Consider the following 20017-nt stretch of genomic DNA (forward strand, 5'->3'; position numbering starts at 1 on the left):
ACGTTGGCTACTCGGCATCTTCAGCCGCCTCGGGCTGCTAGTACTGCTCTTCGGAGCGTGGAACGCAGACCACGAGAGGCGAGGGTGCCGGGCACGCTGTTGGGTGTCTGAAGGTACGGCCGTGAGGCCGGGAAGCCTTCGGTGCCGGCCCCAGTGAACTCGAGCTTCTGGCTTGGGGTGGTGGGTGGTTGGTCGTTGTTTGAGAACTGCACAGTGGACGCGAGCATCTGTGGCCAAGTTTTTAAGGGCGCACGGTGGATGCCTTGGCACCAGGAACCGATGAAGGACGTGGGAGGCCGCGATAGGCCCCGGGGAGTCGTCAACCAGGCTTTGATCCGGGGGTGTCCGAATGGGGAAACCCGGCAGTCGTCATGGGCTGTCACCCTTGCCTGAACACATAGGGCAAGTGGAGGGAACGCGGGGAAGTGAAACATCTCAGTACCCGCAGGAAGAGAAAACAACCGTGATTCCGGTAGTAGTGGCGAGCGAAACCGGATGAGGCCAAACCGTATGCGTGTGAGACCCGGCAGGGGTTGCGCATTCGGGGTTGTGGGATCTCTCTTTCATGGTCTGCCGGCCATGAGACGAGTCAGAAACCGTTGATGTAGGCGAAGGACATGCGAAAGGTCCGGCGTAGAGGGTAAGACCCCCGTAGTCGAAACGTCAGCGGCTCGTTTGAGAGACACCCAAGTAGCACGGGGCCCGAGAAATCCCGTGTGAATCTGGCGGGACCACCCGCTAAGCCTAAATATTCCCTGGTGACCGATAGCGGATAGTACCGTGAGGGAATGGTGAAAAGTACCCCGGGAGGGGAGTGAAATAGTACCTGAAACCGTGTGCCTACAAGCCGTGGGAGCGTCGCGTTGAGTGCTTGCACTCAACGTCGTGACTGCGTGCCTTTTGAAGAATGAGCCTGCGAGTTTGCGGTGTGTTGCGAGGTTAACCCGGGTGGGGTAGCCGTAGCGAAAGCGAGTCCGAAGAGGGCGATCTGAGTAGCACGCTCAAGACCCGAAGCGGAGTGATCTAGCCATGGGCAGGTTGAAGCGGAGGTAAGACTTCGTGGAGGACCGAACCCACCAGGGTTGAAAACCTGGGGGATGACCTGTGGTTAGGGGTGAAAGGCCAATCAAACTCCGTGATAGCTGGTTCTCCCCGAAATGCATTTAGGTGCAGCGTCGTGTGTTTCTTGCCGGAGGTAGAGCACTGGATAGGCGATGGGCCCTACCGGGTTACTGACCTTAGCCAAACTCCGAATGCCGGTAAGTGAGAGCGCGGCAGTGAGACTGTGGGGGATAAGCTCCATGGTCGAGAGGGAAACAGCCCAGAGCATCGACTAAGGCCCCTAAGCGTACGCTAAGTGGGAAAGGATGTGGAGTCGCAGAGACAACCAGGAGGTTGGCTTAGAAGCAGCCATCCTTGAAAGAGTGCGTAATAGCTCACTGGTCTAGTGATTCCGCGCCGACAATGTAGCGGGGCTCAAGCGTACCGCCGAAGTCGTGTCATTGCGATATGTACCCCCAACGGGGATCGTGATGGGTAGGGGAGCGTCGTCTGCCGGGTGAAGCAGCCGCGTAAGCGAGTTGTGGACGGTTGACGAGTGAGAATGCAGGCATGAGTAGCGATTCACACGTGAGAAACGTGTGCGCCGATTGACTAAGGGTTCCTGGGTCAAGCTGATCTGCCCAGGGTAAGTCGGGACCTAAGGCGAGGCCGACAGGCGTAGTCGATGGATAACCGGTTGATATTCCGGTACCCGCTGTGGAGCGTCAAACATCGAATCCAGTGATGCTAAGCCCGTGAAGCCGTCGGCTGAGTCTTCGGACGAGGTCGGAGTGGTGGAGCCGGTGACCCGAGCTGGTAGTAGGTGAGTGATGGGGTGACGCAGGAAGGTAGTCCATCCCGGGCGGTGGTTGTCCCGGGGTAAGGGTGTAGGACGTCAGGTAGGTAAATCCGCCTGGCAATAGTCTGAGACCTGATGCCGAGCCGATTGTGGTGAAGTGGATGATCCTATGCTGTCGAGAAAAGCCTCTAGCGAGTTTCATGGCGGCCCGTACCCTAAACCGACTCAGGTGGTCAGGTAGAGAATACCGAGGCGTTCGGGTGAACTATGGTTAAGGAACTCGGCAAAATGCCCCCGTAACTTCGGGAGAAGGGGGGCCACGCTCGGTGATCCGATTTACTCGGTGAGCTGGGGGTGGCCGCAGAGACCAGCGAGAAGCGACTGTTTACTAAAAACACAGGTCCGTGCGAAGCCGTAAGGCGATGTATACGGACTGACGCCTGCCCGGTGCTGGAACGTTAAGGGGACCGGTTAGCTCACTTTCGGGTGGGCGAAGCTGAGAACTTAAGCGCCAGTAAACGGCGGTGGTAACTATAACCATCCTAAGGTAGCGAAATTCCTTGTCGGGTAAGTTCCGACCTGCACGAATGGCGTAACGACTTCTCGACTGTCTCAACCATAGGCCCGGTGAAATTGCACTACGAGTAAAGATGCTCGTTTCGCGCAGCAGGACGGAAAGACCCCGGGACCTTTACTACAGTTTGATATTGGTGTTCGGTTCGGCTTGTGTAGGATAGCTGGGAGACTGTGAAGCCTGGACGCCAGTTCGGGTGGAGTCGTCGTTGAAATACCAGTCTGGTCGTGCTGGATGTCTAACCTGGGTCCGTGATCCGGATCAGGGACAGTGTCTGATGGGTAGTTTAACTGGGGCGGTTGCCTCCTAAAGAGTAACGGAGGCGCCCAAAGGTTCCCTCAGCCTGGTTGGCAATCAGGTGTTGAGTGTAAGTGCACAAGGGAGCTTGACTGTGAGACCGACGGGTCGAGCAGGGACGAAAGTCGGGACTAGTGATCCGGCGGTGGCTTGTGGAAGCGCCGTCGCTCAACGGATAAAAGGTACCCCGGGGATAACAGGCTGATCTTCCCCAAGAGTCCATATCGACGGGATGGTTTGGCACCTCGATGTCGGCTCGTCGCATCCTGGGGCTGGAGTCGGTCCCAAGGGTTGGGCTGTTCGCCCATTAAAGCGGTACGCGAGCTGGGTTTAGAACGTCGTGAGACAGTTCGGTCCCTATCCGCTGTGCGCGTAGGAGTCTTGAGAAGGGCTGTCCCTAGTACGAGAGGACCGGGACGGACGAACCTCTGGTGTGCCAGTTGTTCTGCCAAGGGCATGGCTGGTTGGCTACGTTCGGGAGGGATAACCGCTGAAAGCATCTAAGCGGGAAGCCTGCTTCGAGATGAGGACTCCCACCCACTTGATGGGGTAAGGCTCCCAGTAGACGACTGGGTTGATAGGCCGGATATGGAAGCACGGTAACGTGTGGAGTTGACCGGTACTAATAGGCCGAGGGCTTGTCCTCAGTTGCTCGCGTCCACTGTGTTGGTTCTGAAACCACGAACAACCCCATGCCATGGTCACGGCGTGGTGCTGGTTGTTGATTGTTTCATAGTGTTTCGGTGGTCATAGCGTAGGGGAAACGCCCGGTTACATTCCGAACCCGGAAGCTAAGCCTTACAGCGCCGATGGTACTGCAGGGGGGACCCTGTGGGAGAGTAGGACGCCGCCGAACAATTCTTGAGAGAGCCCCCGTGCCATTCGGCCCGGGGGCTTTCGGCGTTTCACAGCCGCCCCGCCGCCTTGAGCGCCAGATAGGCATCCGCCAGCGCCGGTGCCAGCTCTTCCGGAGTCGCATCCACGACCGTGACGCCGAGGCGGCGGAGGTGTTCCGCGGTGCGGTCGCGTTCGGCGTGGGCCTGGGCCGCCGACGCGGCCTCGTAGACGGCGTCGACGTTGCCCCGGGCCTCCGCCATTCGCGCCGTGTGCGGATCCGCCACCGACGCCAGCAGCACCGTGTGGCGTTGCGTGAGCCGGCCCAGAACGGGAAGCAGGCCCTCCTCGACGGGGGCCGCGTCGAGTGTCGTGAGCAGGACGATCAGGGAGCGTCGCGGTGCCGTGCGCAGCGCCGTCGCCGTCAGCCCCCGGGCGTCGGTTTCGACGAGCTCCGGTTCCAGCGTGGCCATGGCGTTGATGAGGGAGGGGAGGACGTCGCCGGCGGTGCGGCCCTGGACGAGGGCGCGCAGGCGGCGGTCGTAGGCGAGGAGGTCGACGCGGTCGCCGGCGCGGGAGGCGAGGGCCGCCAGGAGGAGAGCGGCGTCCATGGAGGCGTCCAGGCGAGGGGTGTCGTCGACCCGGCCCGCGGAGGTGCGGCCCGTGTCGAGGACGAGCAGGATGTGGCGGTCGCGTTCGGGACGCCAGGTGCGTACCGCTACCGCGGACTGGCGGGCGGTGGCGCGCCAGTCGATGGAACGGGTGTCGTCGCCGGGGACGTATTCGCGCAGGCTGTCGAACTCCGTTCCCTCGCCGCGGGTCAGCACGCTGGTGCGGCCGTCCAGTTCGCGCAGGCGCGCCAGTTTGTACGGCAGATGCTTGCGGCTCGTGAAGGGCGGCAGGACACGGACCGCCCAGGGGACCCGGTGTGTGCCCTGGCGGGCGAGGAGGCCGAGGGGGCCGTAGGAGCGGATGGTGACGCGGTCGGCGTGGCGGTCGCCGCGGCGGGTGGGGCGCAGGCGGGTGGTGAGGCGCCGGCGTTCACCCGCGGGGACGAGGAGGCGGTGGCGGGAGGCCTCCCGCTCCGTACCGGGCTGCCAGCTGCTCGGGGGCCAGGCGTCGCGGATCCGGGCGCGCAGAGGCCGACGGGACGGGTTGGTGATCGTCAGGGTGACGTCGGCGGTGTCGCCCAGGCGTACGGAGGTGTCGCCGGATCGGGTCAGGCCGAGGTGGCGTACCGGGGCGGCCAGGGCGAAGTCGCAGGCGCAGGCCAACGCGAGGGGTGCGTTGACGGCGAGGATCCCCGTCCAGCCGGGTTCCCAGATGCCGACGGGGACGGAGCCGAGTGCCGCGAGCAGGGCGGCGCGTCCGGTGAGGGCCATCAGCGGGGCACCGGGACGTGGGACAGGATCGCGTTGATGACCGAGTCGGTCGTGACGCCTTCCATCTCGGCCTCCGGACGGAGCTGCACGCGGTGACGGAGGGTGGGGAGGGCGAGGGCCTTGACGTCGTCGGGGATGACGTAGTCGCGGCCCGTGAGCCAGGCCCAGGCGCGGGCGGTGGCGAGGAGCGCGGTGGCGCCTCGGGGGGACACGCCGAGTGTGAGGGACGGCGATTCGCGGGTGGCGCGGCAGATGTCGACGACGTACGCGGTGATCTCGGGGGAGACGGTGGTCGCGGCGACGGCGCGACGGGCGGCTTCCAGGTCCGCGGCGTTCGCGACGGGGCGTACGCCGGCGGCGCTCAGGTCGCGCGGGTTGAAGCCCTCGGCGTGGCGGGTGAGGACGTCGATCTCGTCCTGGCGGGAGGGGAGGGGGATGGTGAGCTTGAGGAGGAAGCGGTCGAGCTGTGCTTCCGGCAGGGGGTAGGTGCCCTCGTACTCGACGGGGTTCTGGGTCGCGGCGACCAGGAAGGGGTCGGGGAGGGGGCGGGGGGTGCCGTCCACGGTGACCTGGCGTTCCTCCATGGCTTCGAGCAGGGAGGACTGGGTCTTCGGGGGCGTGCGGTTGATCTCGTCGGCGAGGAGGAGGTGGGTGAAGACGGGGCCGGGCTGGAAGGAGAACTCGGCGGTGCGGGCGTCGTAGACCAGGGAGCCGGTGACGTCGCTCGGCATCAGGTCGGGGGTGAACTGGACGCGTTTGGTGTCGAGTTCCAGGGCGGCTGCGAGGGCGCGCACGAGGAGGGTCTTGGCGACGCCGGGGACGCCTTCGAGGAGGACGTGACCGCGGCAGAGCAGGGCGACGACGAGGCCGGTCACCGCGGGGTCCTGGCCGACCACGGCCTTGGCGATCTCGGCACGCAGGGCCTCCAGGGAGGCCCGGGCGGCGGCCGGGTCCCCGGTGTGCGCGGCGTTGTCAGTGGTCGGGTCCATCATGGACGGCGTACCTCTCTTTCGAGGGCGTCGAGTTGGTCGGCGAGCGTGACGAGTGCTGCGTCGTCGCCGGGGGGCGGGCCGAAGAGGAGGGCGTGCAGGGACCGTCCGTCGCCCTGGAGGTGGGCGGACAGAGCGGGGAGCAGGGCCTCGGGCGCGTGCGCCTGGGAGGCGGGGACGCCCACGAGGGGGGCGAGGCGGGTGCGTGTGGTGGAGCGGAGAGCGAGGGCGGCGCGGTCGCGGGCGTTGGCCTTGCGGTAGAGGCGGGCGCGGCCTTCGACGGTCTCGGAGGCGCGGATCGCCACGGGGAGTTTCTCGGGGACCAGGGGGCCGAGCCGGCGTGCCCGCCACAGGGCGGCCACGGCGGCGGCGAGGAAGAGTTGCAGGGTGCCCCACAGCCAGCCGGAGGGGAGCAGGTCGAAGAAGCTGCGCTCGTCGTCCCCGGTGACGGCGGTGGTGTCGGCGAGTGAGGGGAGGTACCAGACCAGATGGGGGCGCGAGCCGAGGAGTTGCAGGGCGAGCGAGGCGTTGCCGTGCCGGTCCAGTTCCGCGTTGAGGAGGATGTCGGGCGAGCCGAGGAGGACGGTGTCGCCGTCGCCGGAGGGCGCCGGGAGGCGCAGCAGGGTGGCCAGGCGTTCGCTGGGGTAGCACTCGTCGGCGTCGAGGTGGGTGGTGGTGTAGCGGATGCCGCCCGTGTCGGCGGTGCCGGCGCGCTGGGCGGCGGGCAGGGCGCATGCGGGGGCGAGGGTGGAGTCGAAGCTGGTGGCGGGGTCGGCGGTGACGCCCGGGGCGAGGCGTTCCACGGAGGCGCTGCCGGCGGAGACCAGCACGGTGCGGCCGCCGGACCGGGCGAAGGCGGAGTGCAGCCGGGTCTGCTGGCCGGGGGTCAGCAGGTCGGGGATCGCGACCAGGAGGGTGGTGTCGGGGCCGGCCGCGTCGGCGGCCTCGTCCAGGGTCGCGACCACGCGGGTGTCCACGCCCCGGTCGGCCAGGAGTTCGGCGATGGCACGGCTGCCGTAGGGGTCGGCGGAGCGGGGGTCGAGTTCGCCGTGGCGGGCGTCGGAGCGGACCACGGCGATGGCGACGGCCGCGGCGAGCAGCAGCACCAGGGCGAGGGCGACGCCCCGCGTGCGGGTCCACACCTGGCGGACCGTGGGCGAGGCCGAGGTGGACGGGTGCGTGACCTCGGTCGTCATCCGGCGGCTCCGTGGCGGGTGGTGGTGTCCGTGCTCCGGGTGCTGCCGGCGCTGACCGCGAGCTGTGGCCGGGTGCGTTCCAGGCCGTGGTCGAGGTCGGCGATCCGCCGGTACGACTCCTGGGTGGCGGCCCTGCCGCCGTATGTCACGTCGTCGAAGTCGCGGGCGGCGGCGCGCAGGCCGTCGGTGTGGGCGGGCAGGGCGCGGCCGGCTTCCGCGGCGGCCTCGTCGGCGGTGCGGCCGGGGCGGGAGTCGAGCAGGGCCCGTTCCTCCAGGGCGCGGACGATGGCCCGCATGCGTTCCTGGACGGCCTGGTTCCAGTGGCCTTGGGCGGCGTGTGCCTCGGCGGTGGCGCGGTGTTCGGCGGCGCTGCGGGGGCGGTCGTCGAACAGGGCGGGGGCCGAGGCGGGGTGGCGGCGGGGGGTGCCCAGGCGCCACCAGAGGGCGCCCAGGACGGCGAGTACGGCCGCGACGATGACGACGAGGCCGAGGGTGCCGCCGGGTGCCGCGGTGGAGGCGGTGTCGAACAGTTTGCCGATCCAGTCCCAGAAGGCGTCGAGGGCCCGCTGGAACCAGCTGGGGTCGTTCTCGTGGTACATGCGCTTGGACAGCTCGCGTCGGGCCGCCTCCTGCGCGGGGTCGCGCGGGACGGTCAGGGGCGGCTCGTCGTCGCCGCTCAGCGGCATGCGTACGGCCGTGGCCAGGGCCTGTGCCGTGGTGAGAACTCCCCCCGTGGTGATCACCGCGTCAGCTCCCCGGGGTGGTGCCGGGGCTGTCCGCCGGGACGCCGGCGGCGCGGGCGAGTTCGAGGTCGAGCGCCTCGCGGCGGATGCGCTGGTCGATGTAGAGGAGCACGGTGACGCCGGCCGTGATCGGGAACGTGATCATGGCGCCGATGACCGAGCCGATGCCGCTGACGATGAGGAACGTCCAGCCGAGGTCGCCGCCCGCGGTGTTGAGGAAGCCGGTGGCGCCGTCCCCGCTGAGGGCCGAGGCGAGGAAGGTGAACGGGATGACGATGATCGACGCGACGACGTTGGCGATGATCGTCGCGAGGAGCTGGATGCCGAACACCCGCCACCAGGAGCCGCGGACCAGTTTGGCGGAGCGGCTCATCGCCTTGACGATGCCCTGCTTCTCGAGCATCAGCGTGGGCGAGGCCAGCGAGAAGCGGATCATCAGCCACAGGGCGAGTACGCCGGCGCAGATGACTCCGAGGACGGTGAGGGCGATGCCCACCTCTCCGCCCGCCGCCACCGACACGAGGATGCCGGGCAGCGCGCCCGCGGTGATGATGCCGGCGGTGATGAGCAGCAGCAGGCAGATCAGGCCGAACAGTTTGACGATCTGGGGGCGGGCGTCGCGCCAGGCGTCCGCGGTGGTGACGGGCCTGCCGAGCACCGCGCGGCTGGTGACGGTGGTGAGCAGGGCGGTGGCGGCGACGGTGCCGACGAGCGTGATCAGGAAGACCACGCCGGAGTTGAACAGGGCGTCGCCCATGGCGTCGGTCAGCTCGCTGAGCGTGGCGCTGGGGTCGTTGAGCGCCTCGGTGCTGGAGTTGTCGAGGACCAGGCCCTGGAGCAGGACGACGACGATCTCGGTGAGGACGGCGACGGTCAGGGCGATGCCGAGGACGGTGCGCCAGTAGGTGCGCATGGTGGAGACGGCGCCGTCGAGGATCTCGCCCACGCCGAGGGGGCGCAGCGGGATGACGCCGGGCTTGGCCGCGGGCGGGGGGCCGCCCCAGCCGCCGCCCCAGCCGCCTCCCCAGCCGGGGTGGCCTCCGGGGCCTGCGGGGGGCGGGGCGCCCCAGCCGGGGCCGGCGGGCGGGGGAGCCTGGCCGGGGCCCGTGGGGCCCGTGGGGCCCGTGGGACCGGGGCCGCCGGTGGGCGCGGACCACTGTCCGGCCGGCGGCTGGTCCTTGGACCACTGCACGCCCGGGTCCTGCGGCGCCTGGCCCGGCTGCGGGGGCCGGTCGGCGGGCTGCTCCGGGTCGTCCGGGCGGCCGGCGGGCTCGGCAGGTCCGGCCGCGCCGGGTTCCTGCCCCTCGGACGGGGCGGATCCGGGCGAGGCCCAGCCCGGAGTGTCTTTCATCGTCGCTCCTTCACGGTGCCCGTCCGCGGTCGCGGCGGCAGCTTGGCAGCCATCGTGCCATGGGGTGGTCGTCGGGTGACCTGGCGAGGTGAGGGCTGCGTTCCTTCAATTGTCGGGGCGACAGGGGGCAGACTGGCCGCATGGCTGATCAGTACGCACACAGCGGCGACACCAAGCGGCCGACCGAGATCCCGGCGCTGCGCTGGGAGGAGCCACCCGAAGGCCCCGTTCTGGTCCTGCTCGACCAGACGCGGCTGCCGGCCGAGGAGGTCGAGCTCGTCTGCACGGACGCGCCCGCGCTGGTGGAGGCGATCCGCTCGCTCGCTGTGCGGGGCGCCCCGCTGCTGGGCATCGCGGGCGCCTACGGCGTCGCGCTGGCCGCCGTGCGGGGCTTCGACGTGGACGACGCGGCGGCGGCGCTGGAGAGCGCCCGGCCCACCGCGGTGAACCTCGCCGTCGGGGTGCGCCGGGCGCACTCCGCGCACCGGGAGGTGCTGGCCCGGGGCGGTAACGCCCGGCAGGCGGCAGGGGCCGCGCTGGCCGCGGCGCAGCAGCTGCACCGGGAGGACGCCGAGGCCAGCGCCCGGATGGCGGGGCACGGGCTGGCACTGCTGGACGAGCTGCTGCCCGGCGGCGGGCACCGGATCCTCACGCACTGCAACACCGGTTCGCTGGTGTCGGGCGGTGAGGGGACGGCGTTCGCGGTGGCGCTGGCGGCGCACCGCGCGGGGCGGCTCAGGCGCCTGTGGGTGGACGAAACGCGTCCGTTGCTGCAAGGTGCTCGGCTGACGGCATACGAGGCGGCCCGCAACAACATGGCGTACACGCTGCTCACCGACAACGCGGCGGGATCGCTGTTCGCGGCGGGCGAGGTGGACGCGGTGCTCGTCGGGGCGGACCGCATCGCGGCCGACGGTTCGGTGGCGAACAAGGTGGGGAGCTATCCGCTCGCGGTGCTCGCGCGGTACCACCATGTGCCGTTCGTCGTCGTGGCGCCGGTGACGACGGTGGATCCGCGGACGCCGGACGGGGCGTCGATCGAGGTGGAGCAGCGGCCGGGGCATGAGGTGACGGAGGTCACGGCGCCGCAGGTGCCGGTGGCCGGAACGGAAGCGGGAGGGGGGATTCCGGTGGCGCCCCTGGGGACGCAGGCGTACAACCCGGCGTTCGACGTGACGCCACCGGAGCTGGTGACGGCGATCGTCACCGAGGAGGGCGCCGTTTCGCCCGTGACCAACGAGGCCCTGGCGGCGTTGTGCGCCAGGTCACGCCAGGTAACGATGAGCTAATGGGATGATGTCGTTTATGAAGGGACGAGTCCTTGTCGTCGACGACGACAGCGCACTGGCCGAGATGCTCGGCATCGTGCTGCGCGGTGAAGGTTTTGAGCCGTCTTTCGTAGCCGACGGCGACAAGGCGCTGGCCGCCTTCCGTGAGACCAAGCCCGATCTGGTGCTCCTGGACCTGATGCTGCCCGGCCGGGACGGCATCGAGGTGTGCCGTCTGATCAGGGCGGAGTCCGGGGTGCCGATCGTGATGCTCACGGCGAAGAGCGACACCGTCGATGTCGTGGTGGGCCTGGAGTCCGGTGCCGACGACTACATCGTGAAGCCGTTCAAGCCGAAGGAGCTGGTGGCCCGTATCCGGGCGCGGCTGCGCAGGTCGGAGGAGCCGGCGCCGGAGCAGCTCGCCATCGGCGATCTGGTGATCGACGTGGCCGGTCACTCCGTGAAGCGGGACGGGCAGGCCATCGCGCTGACGCCGCTGGAGTTCGACCTGCTGGTCGCGCTGGCCCGCAAACCGTGGCAGGTGTTCACGCGCGAGGTGCTCCTGGAGCAGGTCTGGGGCTACCGCCACGCGGCGGACACCCGGCTGGTGAACGTGCATGTGCAGCGGCTGCGCTCCAAGGTCGAGAAGGACCCGGAGAAGCCGGAGATCGTGGTGACCGTCCGTGGTGTCGGATACAAGGCAGGACCGAGCTGACATGTCCGGTGACAGTGCCGCTTCGGCGCCCGGCCGGTCCGGGGGCCGTCCGGGGCGGCCTGTCGGCCGGAAGGCGACGGGCTCCAACTGGGGACGTCTGTTCGAGGGCGGTTTGCTCGAGGGCGGCGTCCAGGGCAGTCCGGTCATCCGGCTGTTCATGCGCTGGGTGCGCCGGCCGCTGCTGCCCGTCATGCGGCTGTGGCGGCGCAACATCCAGCTCAAGGTCGTCGCCACCACGCTGCTGATGTCCCTGGGCGTGGTCCTGCTGCTGGGCTTCGTCGTCATCGGCCAGGTGCGCAACGGTCTGCTGGACGCCAAGGTGAGGGCGTCGCAGAGCCAGGCCACCGGCGGTTTCGCCGTGGCCAAGCAGCAGGCCGAACAGGACGTGAGCGTCACGGGCGACGAGGACATCGCGCCGGAGGGCCATCCCTCGCAGAGCGTCATCCAGTGGATGAGCGATCTCGTGGCCTCGCTCTCCAGCGGCGGCCAGGGCGCCTTCGACGTGGTGACCCTGCCCGCGGGCGGCGAGAGCGGCAGCGGGCGCGGCCCGCGGGCCTCCGGTGAGGTCAACCCGACGGTCAGTGTGCCCGCGGAGCTGCGGGAGCGGATCGACTCCAGCACCTCGCCGGCCCAGAGCTACACGCGCGTCGTCTACAACGACGACAAGGAGTCCCAGCCCGCCCTGGTCATCGGCAAGCAGGTCAACGACCCCAACGGCGACCCGTACCAGCTCTACTACCTCTTCCCGCTCACCCAGGAGGAGAAGTCGCTGAGCCTGGTCAAGGGCACGCTGGCGACCGCGGGGCTGTTCGTGGTGGTGCTCCTCGGGGCGATCGCCTGGCTCGTCGTGCGCCAGGTCGTCACCCCCGTGCGGATGGCGGCCGGAATCGCCGAGCGGCTGTCCGCCGGGCGGCTGCAGGAGCGGATGAAGGTCACCGGCGAGGACGACATCGCCCGCCTGGGCGAGGCCTTCAACAAGATGGCGCAGAACCTCCAGCTGAAGATCAGCCAGCTCGAGGACCTGTCGCGGATGCAGCGCCGCTTCGTGTCGGACGTGTCCCACGAGCTGCGGACACCGCTGACGACCGTACGGATGGCCGCGGACGTCATCCATGAGGCGCGCGAGGACTTCGACCCGGTGACCGCGCGGTCGGCCGAGCTCCTCGCCGACCAGCTGGACCGTTTCGAGTCGCTGCTCGCCGACCTGCTCGAGATCAGCCGCTTCGACGCGGGCGCGGCGGCGCTGGAGGCCGAGCCGATCGACCTGCGCGAGGTCGTGCGCAGCGTGGTCAGCGGGGCCGAGCCGCTCGCCGAGCGCAAGGGCACGCGGATCAGGATCGTCGGCGACCAGCAGCCCGTCGTCGCCGAGGCCGACGCGCGCCGCGTGGAGCGCGTGCTGCGCAACCTCGTCGTCAACGCCGTCGAGCACGGCGAGGGCAGGGACGTCGTGGTGAAACTGGCCGCGGCAGGCGGCGCGGTGGCAGTGGCGGTGCGCGACTACGGCGTCGGGCTCAAGCCCGGCGAGGCGACCCGGGTCTTCAGCCGCTTCTGGCGGGCCGACCCGGCACGCGCGCGGACCACCGGCGGTACGGGACTGGGGCTGTCCATCGCCCTGGAGGACGCGCGGCTGCACGGCGGCTGGCTGCAGGCCTGGGGCGAGCCGGGGGGCGGCTCGCAGTTCCGGCTGACGCTGCCCAGGACCGCGGACGAGCCGCTGAGGGGGTCCCCGATACCCCTGGAGCCGAAGGACTCGCGGCGCAACCGCGGGCTCGACGACGCCGGCCTGCCGCGCGGCGGGGACGGCGAGAAGAGCGCCACGGTGCCGGTGGGGCAGCCGGGCAGCGGTTCGGCCAGGGACCCGTTCCCCCTGCCGCCCGCGGCCGTGACCCCCACTGCCGACCCCACGGCCCTGCCCGGCAGCGGAGCGCGCGTGGTGGCACGGTCCGGCAGAGCTTCGGGCAGTACGCGCATGACGCCCGGCACGCTGGGCGAGGCAGGCGCGCCGCTCGGCGGGGGCGGGAAGGACGCGGCCGCGCGGCGGCCGTCGGAGGACGCCGGGGACCCGGCGCGGAGGACCGGGGACGAGGGACCCGGCGATGAGAGTGCGACGCGTGATGCGGAGAGGGACGGGGAGGCTTCGCGTGGGCGGTGAGCGCGTGCGGCGCGGCAGGGGGTCATCGGTGCGCAGGGCGGCGTACGCCGCCACGGGGGTCGTTCTGCTGGCCGGGTGCGCCTCGATGCCCGACAACGGGGGACTGCGGGGCGTGGAGTCCACACCGCGGCAGGACGCCCAGGTACGGGTGTTCGCCATGCCGCCGCGTGAGGACGCCACCCCCACACAGATCGTCCAGGGCTTCCTGGAGGCGCTGACCAGTGACGACCCCGAGTACCGGACCGCGCGCCAGTATCTGACCCGGGAGATGTCCAAGACCTGGCAGCCGGAGCTGTCCACCACCGTGCTGGCGAACGGCCCGGGCGCCCACGCCGACCGCCCGGACCGGGAGGACACCGGCGCCATGTCCTACACCCTGACCGGCACCCGGGTGGCCACCGTGGACGCGGAGCAGGCGTACGCGCCGGACTCCGGGCCCTACAGCAAGATCGTGCATCTCACCAAGGACGAGAAGAACGGTCAGTGGCGCATCGACGCGGTGCCGCAGGGCGTCGTGATGGGCAGGTCGGACTTCCAGCGCAACTACATGTCCGTCAACAAGTACTACTTCGCCTCGAACAACGCGGAGACCAGGGCCACGGACCTGCCCATGGCGGTCGCCGACCCGGTCTACGTGCGCAGGAAGGTCGACCCCACGACCCGGGTGGTGCGCTCCCTCATCGACGGGCCCACGACCTGGCTGGACCCGGTGGTCCGGTCGAGCTTCCCCACCGGCACGGCGCTGCGCAAGGGCGCGGGCCCCCTGACGCCGGACGACCGGGGCAGGCTCACCGTGCCGCTCAACGAGAGTGCGGCCGAGGTCGGCACCGGACGCTGCGAGGAGATGGCGGCGCAGCTGCTGTTCACCCTGCGCGGGGTCAGCCCCGCGGTGGAGGAGGTCGAGCTGCGGGCCGACGGCGGGCAACTGTGCCTGCTCACGCAGGACGGTGCCGAGACCGTCGCCACGCGGGGCGCGCTGAACCAGCCCGACTACCTATACTTCGTCGACGAGGAGCGCCGGCTCGTACGGATCGCCGCGGGCACCAGTGACACCGACGCGGAGCCGGTGCCCGGGGCGCTCGGCGAGGGCGAGAAGGCGCTGCGTTCGGTGGCGGTCGCGCGGGACGAGCGCACCGCGGCGGGCGTGGCCCTCGACGGCAAGGCGCTGTTCGTCTCCTCGCTGGTGACGGGCAGCTCCCTCGGTGACCCGGTGCTGAGCAGCGCCGGCAAGTCCGAGCAGGACCGGCTGACCACGCCCAGCTGGGACTCCCAGGGCGGGCTGTGGGTGGCCGACCGGGATCCCGCGAAGCCGGGGCTGTACCTGCTGGAGAAGGGCGCCGGCGAGCCGCTGGAGGTGCGCACGCCAGGGCTGGACGGCCGGGTGCGGGCGGTCCGGGTGGCCGCCGACGGGGTGCGGATCGCGCTCGTCGTGGAGCAGGGCGACCGGCTGTCGCTGCAGGTCGGCCGGATCGAGCGGAGCAGGCCCGCCGACGGTGCGGACGAGCGTCCGGCGGTGACCGTGCTGGAGCTGCGCGAGGCGACGCCCGAGCTGGAGCAGGTCACGGCCATGTCGTGGGCCGGCGACAGCCGGCTCGTGGTGGTGGGGCGCGAGCAGGGGGGTGTGGAGCAGATGAAGTACGTCGACATCGACGGCTCCACGCCGGACGTGCCGCTGCCCGCCGCCCTCACCGGCGTCAAGGCCGTCACCGCCTCCGAGGACGAAACGGCCCCGCTGGTGGCGTACTCCGTGGACGGGATCGTGCGGCTGCCCTCGGGGGCCCAGTGGCAGAAGGTGACGGCGGGGACGGCACCGGTCTATCCGGGGTGAGAGCCGCCCCCGTCCGAGGGTATGACCGGCCCCGTCCCGCCCGGTCCCGCGAGTTGTCCACAGGGGTGGCCGGGTGGGGCGGACGTTGGCACAGTGGGCCCATGCGGGACTGGTGGCACGACCTCACCGACCTGGTGCTCCCCGCCGAGTGCGGCGGATGCGGCAGGCCGCGTGCGGTGCTCTGCGCCGCGTGCCGTACGGCGCTGAGCGGTGCCGCGCCGCGCCGGGTGAGGCCGGTCCCCGAACCGGCCGGACTGCCGCCGGTGCACGCGGCGGCACGGTATGCGGACGAGGTGCGCGCCGCGCTGCTCGCGCACAAGGAGAGAGGCGCCCTGGCCCTGGCCCGGCCGCTCGGCCAGGCCCTGGCGGGAGCGGTGCGCGCGGGGTTGCGGGCGGCCGGCCCCGGGACCGGGCGGGCGGCGCCGGGTGCCGCGCCGCCCGGCGGCCGCGGCCCCCGGGACGGTCCGGTGCTGCTCGTTCCCGTGCCGTCCGCGCGCCGGGCCGTGCGGGCCCGCGGACACGACCCCGCCCGGCGGATCGCATACGCGGCGGCGGGTGAGCTGAGGCGGTCGGGGGTACCCGCCCGAGTACTTCCCGCCCTGCGGCAACGGAGGGCCGTGGCCGATCAGTCGGGGCTCGGCTCCCGGCAGCGGATGGCCAATCTCGCGGGCGCGCTGACGGCGGCCCCGGGCTGCGGCCGGCTGCTGGCCGGTGCCCGGGTCGTCCTGGTCGACGACCTGATGACCACGGGGGCGTCGCTGGCCGAGGCGGCGCGCGCGGTGCGGGCGGAGCGGGGCGCGGGATCGAGTATTTCGGGGCCCGCGTTCGTGTACCTGGGTGAGAGGTGGGAAGGGAGAGGAGAACAGCGGGACGGACCAGCTCAACAGAGGGCGCGTCGGCCGTCCGGCAGGCCGCGGGGGACGGCGGCCGGGGACCGGGCCGACCGCATCGTCGGCGTGATGTGCGCGGCCGTCGTCGCGGCATCACCAGATGCTTTCGAATTACACCGGAACTGATTGAGAACGAGCGTCGTTGCAGGTAATGAGAGGGGCAATTCCCCTGAATGGAGGTACGGCGCGGTAGAGGGTGACGACATCCGTCCGGGCGAGATATGTTCGGTTGTGAGGGAAAGCCGCAGGCCACACCTCTCGATTCCGATTGCCGTGCCGCGGGTTTTTCGCCATCACCCGCGCCGGCGGACTGGAACTCTCGTCCGTGGGGGAGGAGGTGGACGTCACCGAGTCCGAGGCTCCGGACGTCACCGGGGCCTGGTGCAAAAGGGAGGCACTCCGCATCGACGCGGAGTGATCCGGGAACGGAGTTCTGCGTGGACATCGTCGTCAAGGGCCGCAAGACCGAGGTGCCCGAGCGGTTCCGGAAGCACGTGGCCGAGAAGCTGAACCTGGAGAAGATCCAGAAGCTCGATGGCAAGGTGATCAGCCTCGACGTCGAGGTGTCCAAGGAGCCCAACCCCCGGCAGGCCGACCGCAGCGACCGGGTGGAGATCACCCTGCGCTCCCGCGGTCCGGTGATCCGGGCGGAGGCGGCGGCGAGCGACCCGTACGCGGCGCTCGATCTGGCAGCGGAAAAGCTGGACGCCCGGCTGCGCAAGCAGCACGACAAGCGCTTCTCGCGGCGCGGCGCGCGCAGGATCTCGGCCGCCGAGGTACCGGCGCACGTACCGGGCGTGGCGACGCTCAACGGGACCGGCGCGAGCTCTGCGGAAAAGGAGCCGGAAGCCGTCCCCACCAAGAAGATCGGCTCGCTGGAAGTACAGGGTGACGGACCCCTCGTCGTCCGCGAGAAGACCCATGTGGCCGCGCCCATGACCCTCGATCAGGCTTTGTACGAAATGGAGCTGGTCGGGCACGACTTCTATCTGTTCATCGACTCCGAGACCAAGGAACCCAGCGTCGTCTACCGGCGCCATGCCTACGACTACGGCGTGATCCACCTCAGCACCGACACGATGGTCACCGAGTCCAACTCCCCCGAGGCGGGCGGGACACTCGGCGGCTGATCCGCCGGGCGACAGCACAGCAGGTGCCCCTGGTGCGCGTGTGCGCCCCCAGGGGCACCGGTGTGCGCCCACTTCGCGCGCACGGCGGCACCTCGCTGTCGGCCGGGCATGGAATCATGGCGGCAACGGCTCAACCGGTGGGCCGTTGCCTTGGGTTGGCGATGGCCCGGGACCACAGGCCACAGCCTTCAGGGGGAGGAACGATGGCGGACAGCTTCGGACCGATGCAGGACGAGGATGCCGACGACGGCGTCGTCGGCATGGGCCCGGACGCGGACACTCCACGCAAGGAGCCGATCAGAGTCCTTGTGGTGGACGATCACGCACTGTTCCGCCGCGGACTGGAGATCGTGCTCGCCGCCGAGGAGGACATCCAGGTCGTCGGCGAGGCGGGGGACGGCGCGGAGGCCGTGGAGAAGGCGGCCGACCTGCTGCCGGACATCATTCTGATGGATGTGCGGATGCCCAAGCGGGGCGGGATCGAGGCCTGCACCTCCATCAAGGAGGTCGCCCCCAGCGCGAAGATCATCATGCTGACGATCAGTGACGAGGAAGCCGATCTCTACGACGCCATCAAGGCGGGAGCGACCGGCTATCTCCTCAAGGAGATCTCCACCGACGAGGTGGCGACGGCCATCCGGGCGGTGGCCGACGGACAGTCCCAGATCAGCCCCTCCATGGCGTCGAAACTGCTCACCGAGTTCAAATCGATGATCCAGCGGACCGACGAGCGCCGGCTCGTGCCCGCGCCCCGGCTGACCGACCGCGAACTCGAAGTCCTCAAACTCGTCGCCACGGGAATGAACAACCGCGACATCGCCAAGGAACTGTTCATCTCCGAGAACACCGTGAAGAACCACGTGCGCAACATCCTGGAAAAGCTGCAGCTGCACTCCAGGATGGAGGCGGTGGTCTACGCGATGCGGGAGAAGATCCTCGAGATCCGGTGACAAACGGGGCAGGCCCCGCCCCGCCCCGGCTCAGGCGACGGCCCGGGCGAGCTCCAGCACGAGGGCCTCGCGCAGCTCCGGCGCGTCCACCCGCTCCACCCGGACGTTGGCGCAGTCCACCCAGCCCGCCGCCTCCACCAGCGCCTGCGCCACCGCCGGGACCGCCTTGGGGCCGTCCAGCGTGACCTGCTTGGCCACCAGCGTGCGCCCCTCCCGGGCCGGGTCCACCCGGCCGACCAGCCGGCCGCCCGCGAGGACGGGCATCGCGAAATAGCCGTACACCCGCTTCGGCCTCGGCACATAGGCCTCCAGGCGGTGGGTGAAACCGAAGATCCGCTCCGTGCGCGCCCGCTCCCAGACCAGGGAGTCGAACGGCGACAGCAGCGTCGTACGGTGCCGGCCGCGCGGCACCGTCGCCAGAGCCTCCGGGTCGGCCCAGGCCGGCTTCGACCAGCCCGCCACCGTGACCGGGACCAGACCCGAATCGGCGATCACCGCGTCGACCTGCTCACCCTTGAGGCGGTGGTAGTCGGCGATGTCCGCGCGGGTGCCGACGCCCAGGGACCGGCCGGCCAGCCGGACCAGGCGGCGCAGGCACTCGCGGTCGTCCAGCTCGTCGTGCAGCAGTTCCGCCGGGATCGCCCGCTCGGCGAGGTCGTAGACCCGCTTCCAGCCGCGGCGCTCGACGCACACCACCTCCCCGTACATCAGCGCGCGCTCCACGGCGACCTTGGTCCCGGACCAGTCCCACCACTCGCTCGTGCGCTTCGCGCCGCCCAGCTCCGTCGCCGTGAGCGGCCCTTCCGCGCGGAGCTGCTTGATCACCTGGTCGTAGGTGCCGTCGGGCAGCTTGTGGTTCCAGTGCGGCCGGTCACGGAAGGCGCGTCGGCGGAAGGCGAAGTGCGGCCACTCCTCGATGGGCAGGATGCACGCCGCGTGCGACCAGTACTCGAACGCGCGCGGCGGCCGGGAGCCGTCCTTCCAGTACGCCTCCTCGACGGTCCGGCGCCCCACCGCGCCCAGCCGCGCGTACGGGATGAGCTCGTGGGAGCGGGCCAGGACGGAGATCGTGTCCAGCTGCACCGCGCCCAGACGGCGCAGAACCCCCCGCACGCCGGAGCGGCGGTCCGGAGCACCGAGGAAGCCCTGGGCGCGCAGGGCGATGCGGCGGGCCTCGTCGGCCGAGAGTTCCGTGGTGGGGCGTGGCAGGGTCGTCATACGTGCGCACGATAGGCGCAGGCACTGACAGCGGGGGAGGGCCCGGGGCGTCAGCCCTTGCCGGGCACGTAGGGCGTCGTGGACACGAGCCCCAGGTCGGAGGGGAGCAGGGAGCCCACCCAGCAGTCCCGCAGCACCCCCTTGTTGTTGAGCGAGGCGCGCAGGACGCCCTCGATGGTGAAACCCGCCCGTTCGGCCACCGCGCGGGAGGCGGCGTTGCCCACCTCCGCGCGCCATTCCACGCGGTCGACCGACAGCCGCGTGAAGGCCCAGCGGGAGACGGCCAGGGAGGCCTCCGTCATGTAACCGTTGCCCCGGTGCTCCTTCGTCCCCCAGAAGCCGATCTCACCGGTGCCCAGGGAGCGCATGGTGATGCCGAGCATGCCGGTGAGCTCGCCGGTGGGCAGGAAGACGCCGAAGGTGAACATCGAGCCGTTCGCCCACCCGTCCGGGGCCATCTGCTCGGTGAAGCCCCGGGCGTGCTCGGGAAGGTAGGGGGAGGGGACCGTGGTCCAGCGCTGGATGTCGGGATCCTGGCAGGCGGCGTACACGGCGTCGGTGTCCTGCCGCCCGACGGGGCGCAGCAGGAGGCGGTCGGTGGTGAGGGTGACGGGTTCCATCGGCCGATTCTGCTCACGCGTCTGTTGGCGGCGCCATCTT

Annotated in this window: 14 protein-coding genes and 2 rRNA genes; 9 read left to right on the forward strand and 7 right to left on the reverse strand. The window is 70.3% G+C overall.

What is annotated here, in order from left to right; genetic code table 11:
* Nucleotides 1–231: 231 nt before the first annotated feature.
* A 23S ribosomal RNA gene (locus tag AC5L3C_RS22810) occupies nucleotides 232–3357 on the forward strand.
* 93 nt (nucleotides 3358–3450) lie between these two features.
* Nucleotides 3451–3567: ribosomal RNA gene (gene rrf, locus AC5L3C_RS22815) — 5S ribosomal RNA — on the forward strand.
* Nucleotides 3568–3616: 49 nt separating this feature from the next.
* Here the strand turns inward: rrf and AC5L3C_RS22820 are convergent.
* The 5 genes from AC5L3C_RS22820 to AC5L3C_RS22840 form a co-directional block, all read right to left on the reverse strand.
* Nucleotides 3617–4927 carry a DUF58 domain-containing protein gene (locus tag AC5L3C_RS22820; RefSeq protein ID WP_493650600.1) on the reverse strand — a complete coding sequence of 437 codons (1311 nt, stop codon included), beginning with the start codon at nucleotides 4925–4927 and terminating at the stop codon, nucleotides 3617–3619.
* The gene (locus AC5L3C_RS22825) at nucleotides 4927–5916 is read right to left on the reverse strand and encodes an AAA family ATPase (protein WP_125506088.1); all 990 of its coding nucleotides are present in this window, start codon (nucleotides 5914–5916) and stop codon (nucleotides 4927–4929) included. The genes AC5L3C_RS22820 and AC5L3C_RS22825 overlap by 1 nt, the downstream gene beginning before the upstream one ends.
* Nucleotides 5916–7112, reverse strand: coding sequence for a DUF4350 domain-containing protein (locus tag AC5L3C_RS22830; protein ID WP_493650601.1), 1197 nt, complete (start codon nucleotides 7110–7112; stop codon nucleotides 5916–5918). Before AC5L3C_RS22830 ends, AC5L3C_RS22825 begins: the two co-directional genes overlap by 1 nt.
* Nucleotides 7109–7798, reverse strand: a complete 690-nt coding sequence (locus AC5L3C_RS22835; RefSeq protein ID WP_493653982.1) for a DUF4129 domain-containing protein — start codon at nucleotides 7796–7798, stop codon at nucleotides 7109–7111. The genes AC5L3C_RS22830 and AC5L3C_RS22835 overlap by 4 nt, the downstream gene beginning before the upstream one ends.
* Nucleotides 7799–7859: 61 nt before the next feature.
* On the reverse strand, nucleotides 7860–9206 hold the full coding sequence (locus AC5L3C_RS22840; protein ID WP_493650602.1) for a DUF7847 domain-containing protein: 1347 nt from the start codon (nucleotides 9204–9206) through the stop codon (nucleotides 7860–7862).
* A gap of 140 nt (nucleotides 9207–9346) precedes the next feature.
* Here AC5L3C_RS22840 and mtnA point away from each other — a divergent pair, with 140 nt between their 5' ends.
* The 7 genes from mtnA (at nucleotide 9347) to AC5L3C_RS22875 (ending at nucleotide 18139) form a co-directional block, all read left to right on the forward strand.
* Nucleotides 9347–10495 carry an S-methyl-5-thioribose-1-phosphate isomerase gene (mtnA, locus tag AC5L3C_RS22845; RefSeq protein ID WP_493650603.1) on the forward strand — a complete coding sequence of 383 codons (1149 nt, stop codon included), beginning with the start codon at nucleotides 9347–9349 and terminating at the stop codon, nucleotides 10493–10495.
* 4 nt (nucleotides 10496–10499) lie between these two features.
* Nucleotides 10500–11189 (forward strand): MtrAB system response regulator MtrA, encoded by a 690-nt coding sequence (gene mtrA, locus AC5L3C_RS22850; RefSeq protein ID WP_206302306.1) that lies wholly within the window; start codon nucleotides 10500–10502, stop codon nucleotides 11187–11189.
* A gap of 1 nt (nucleotide 11190) precedes the next feature.
* A complete protein-coding gene (mtrB, locus tag AC5L3C_RS22855; RefSeq protein ID WP_493650604.1) occupies nucleotides 11191–13341 on the forward strand; it encodes an MtrAB system histidine kinase MtrB in 2151 nt (716 codons plus the stop codon).
* Entirely contained in the window at nucleotides 13331–15169 is a 1839-nt protein-coding gene (locus tag AC5L3C_RS22860) for an LpqB family beta-propeller domain-containing protein (RefSeq protein ID WP_493650605.1), read from the forward strand. The genes mtrB and AC5L3C_RS22860 overlap by 11 nt, the downstream gene beginning before the upstream one ends.
* Nucleotides 15170–15270: 101 nt before the next feature.
* On the forward strand, nucleotides 15271–16185 hold the full coding sequence (locus tag AC5L3C_RS22865) for a ComF family protein (protein ID WP_493650606.1): 915 nt from the start codon (nucleotides 15271–15273) through the stop codon (nucleotides 16183–16185).
* 311 nt (nucleotides 16186–16496) lie between these two features.
* Nucleotides 16497–17189 carry a ribosome hibernation-promoting factor, HPF/YfiA family gene (hpf, locus tag AC5L3C_RS22870; RefSeq protein WP_125506096.1) on the forward strand — a complete coding sequence of 231 codons (693 nt, stop codon included), beginning with the start codon at nucleotides 16497–16499 and terminating at the stop codon, nucleotides 17187–17189.
* Nucleotides 17190–17392: 203 nt separating this feature from the next.
* On the forward strand, nucleotides 17393–18139 hold the full coding sequence (locus AC5L3C_RS22875; RefSeq protein ID WP_493650607.1) for a response regulator: 747 nt from the start codon (nucleotides 17393–17395) through the stop codon (nucleotides 18137–18139).
* A 30-nt stretch (nucleotides 18140–18169) separates the two neighbouring features.
* On the opposite strand, the gene AC5L3C_RS22880 is transcribed toward AC5L3C_RS22875, so the two are convergent.
* Nucleotides 18170–19357 (reverse strand): winged helix-turn-helix domain-containing protein, encoded by a 1188-nt coding sequence (locus AC5L3C_RS22880; protein ID WP_493650608.1) that lies wholly within the window; start codon nucleotides 19355–19357, stop codon nucleotides 18170–18172.
* A 50-nt stretch (nucleotides 19358–19407) separates the two neighbouring features.
* The gene (locus AC5L3C_RS22885) at nucleotides 19408–19977 is read right to left on the reverse strand and encodes a GNAT family N-acetyltransferase (protein ID WP_493650609.1); all 570 of its coding nucleotides are present in this window, start codon (nucleotides 19975–19977) and stop codon (nucleotides 19408–19410) included.
* Between the last annotated feature and the right edge of the window lie 40 nt (nucleotides 19978–20017).

The organism is Streptomyces speibonae, from assembly GCF_984686075.1.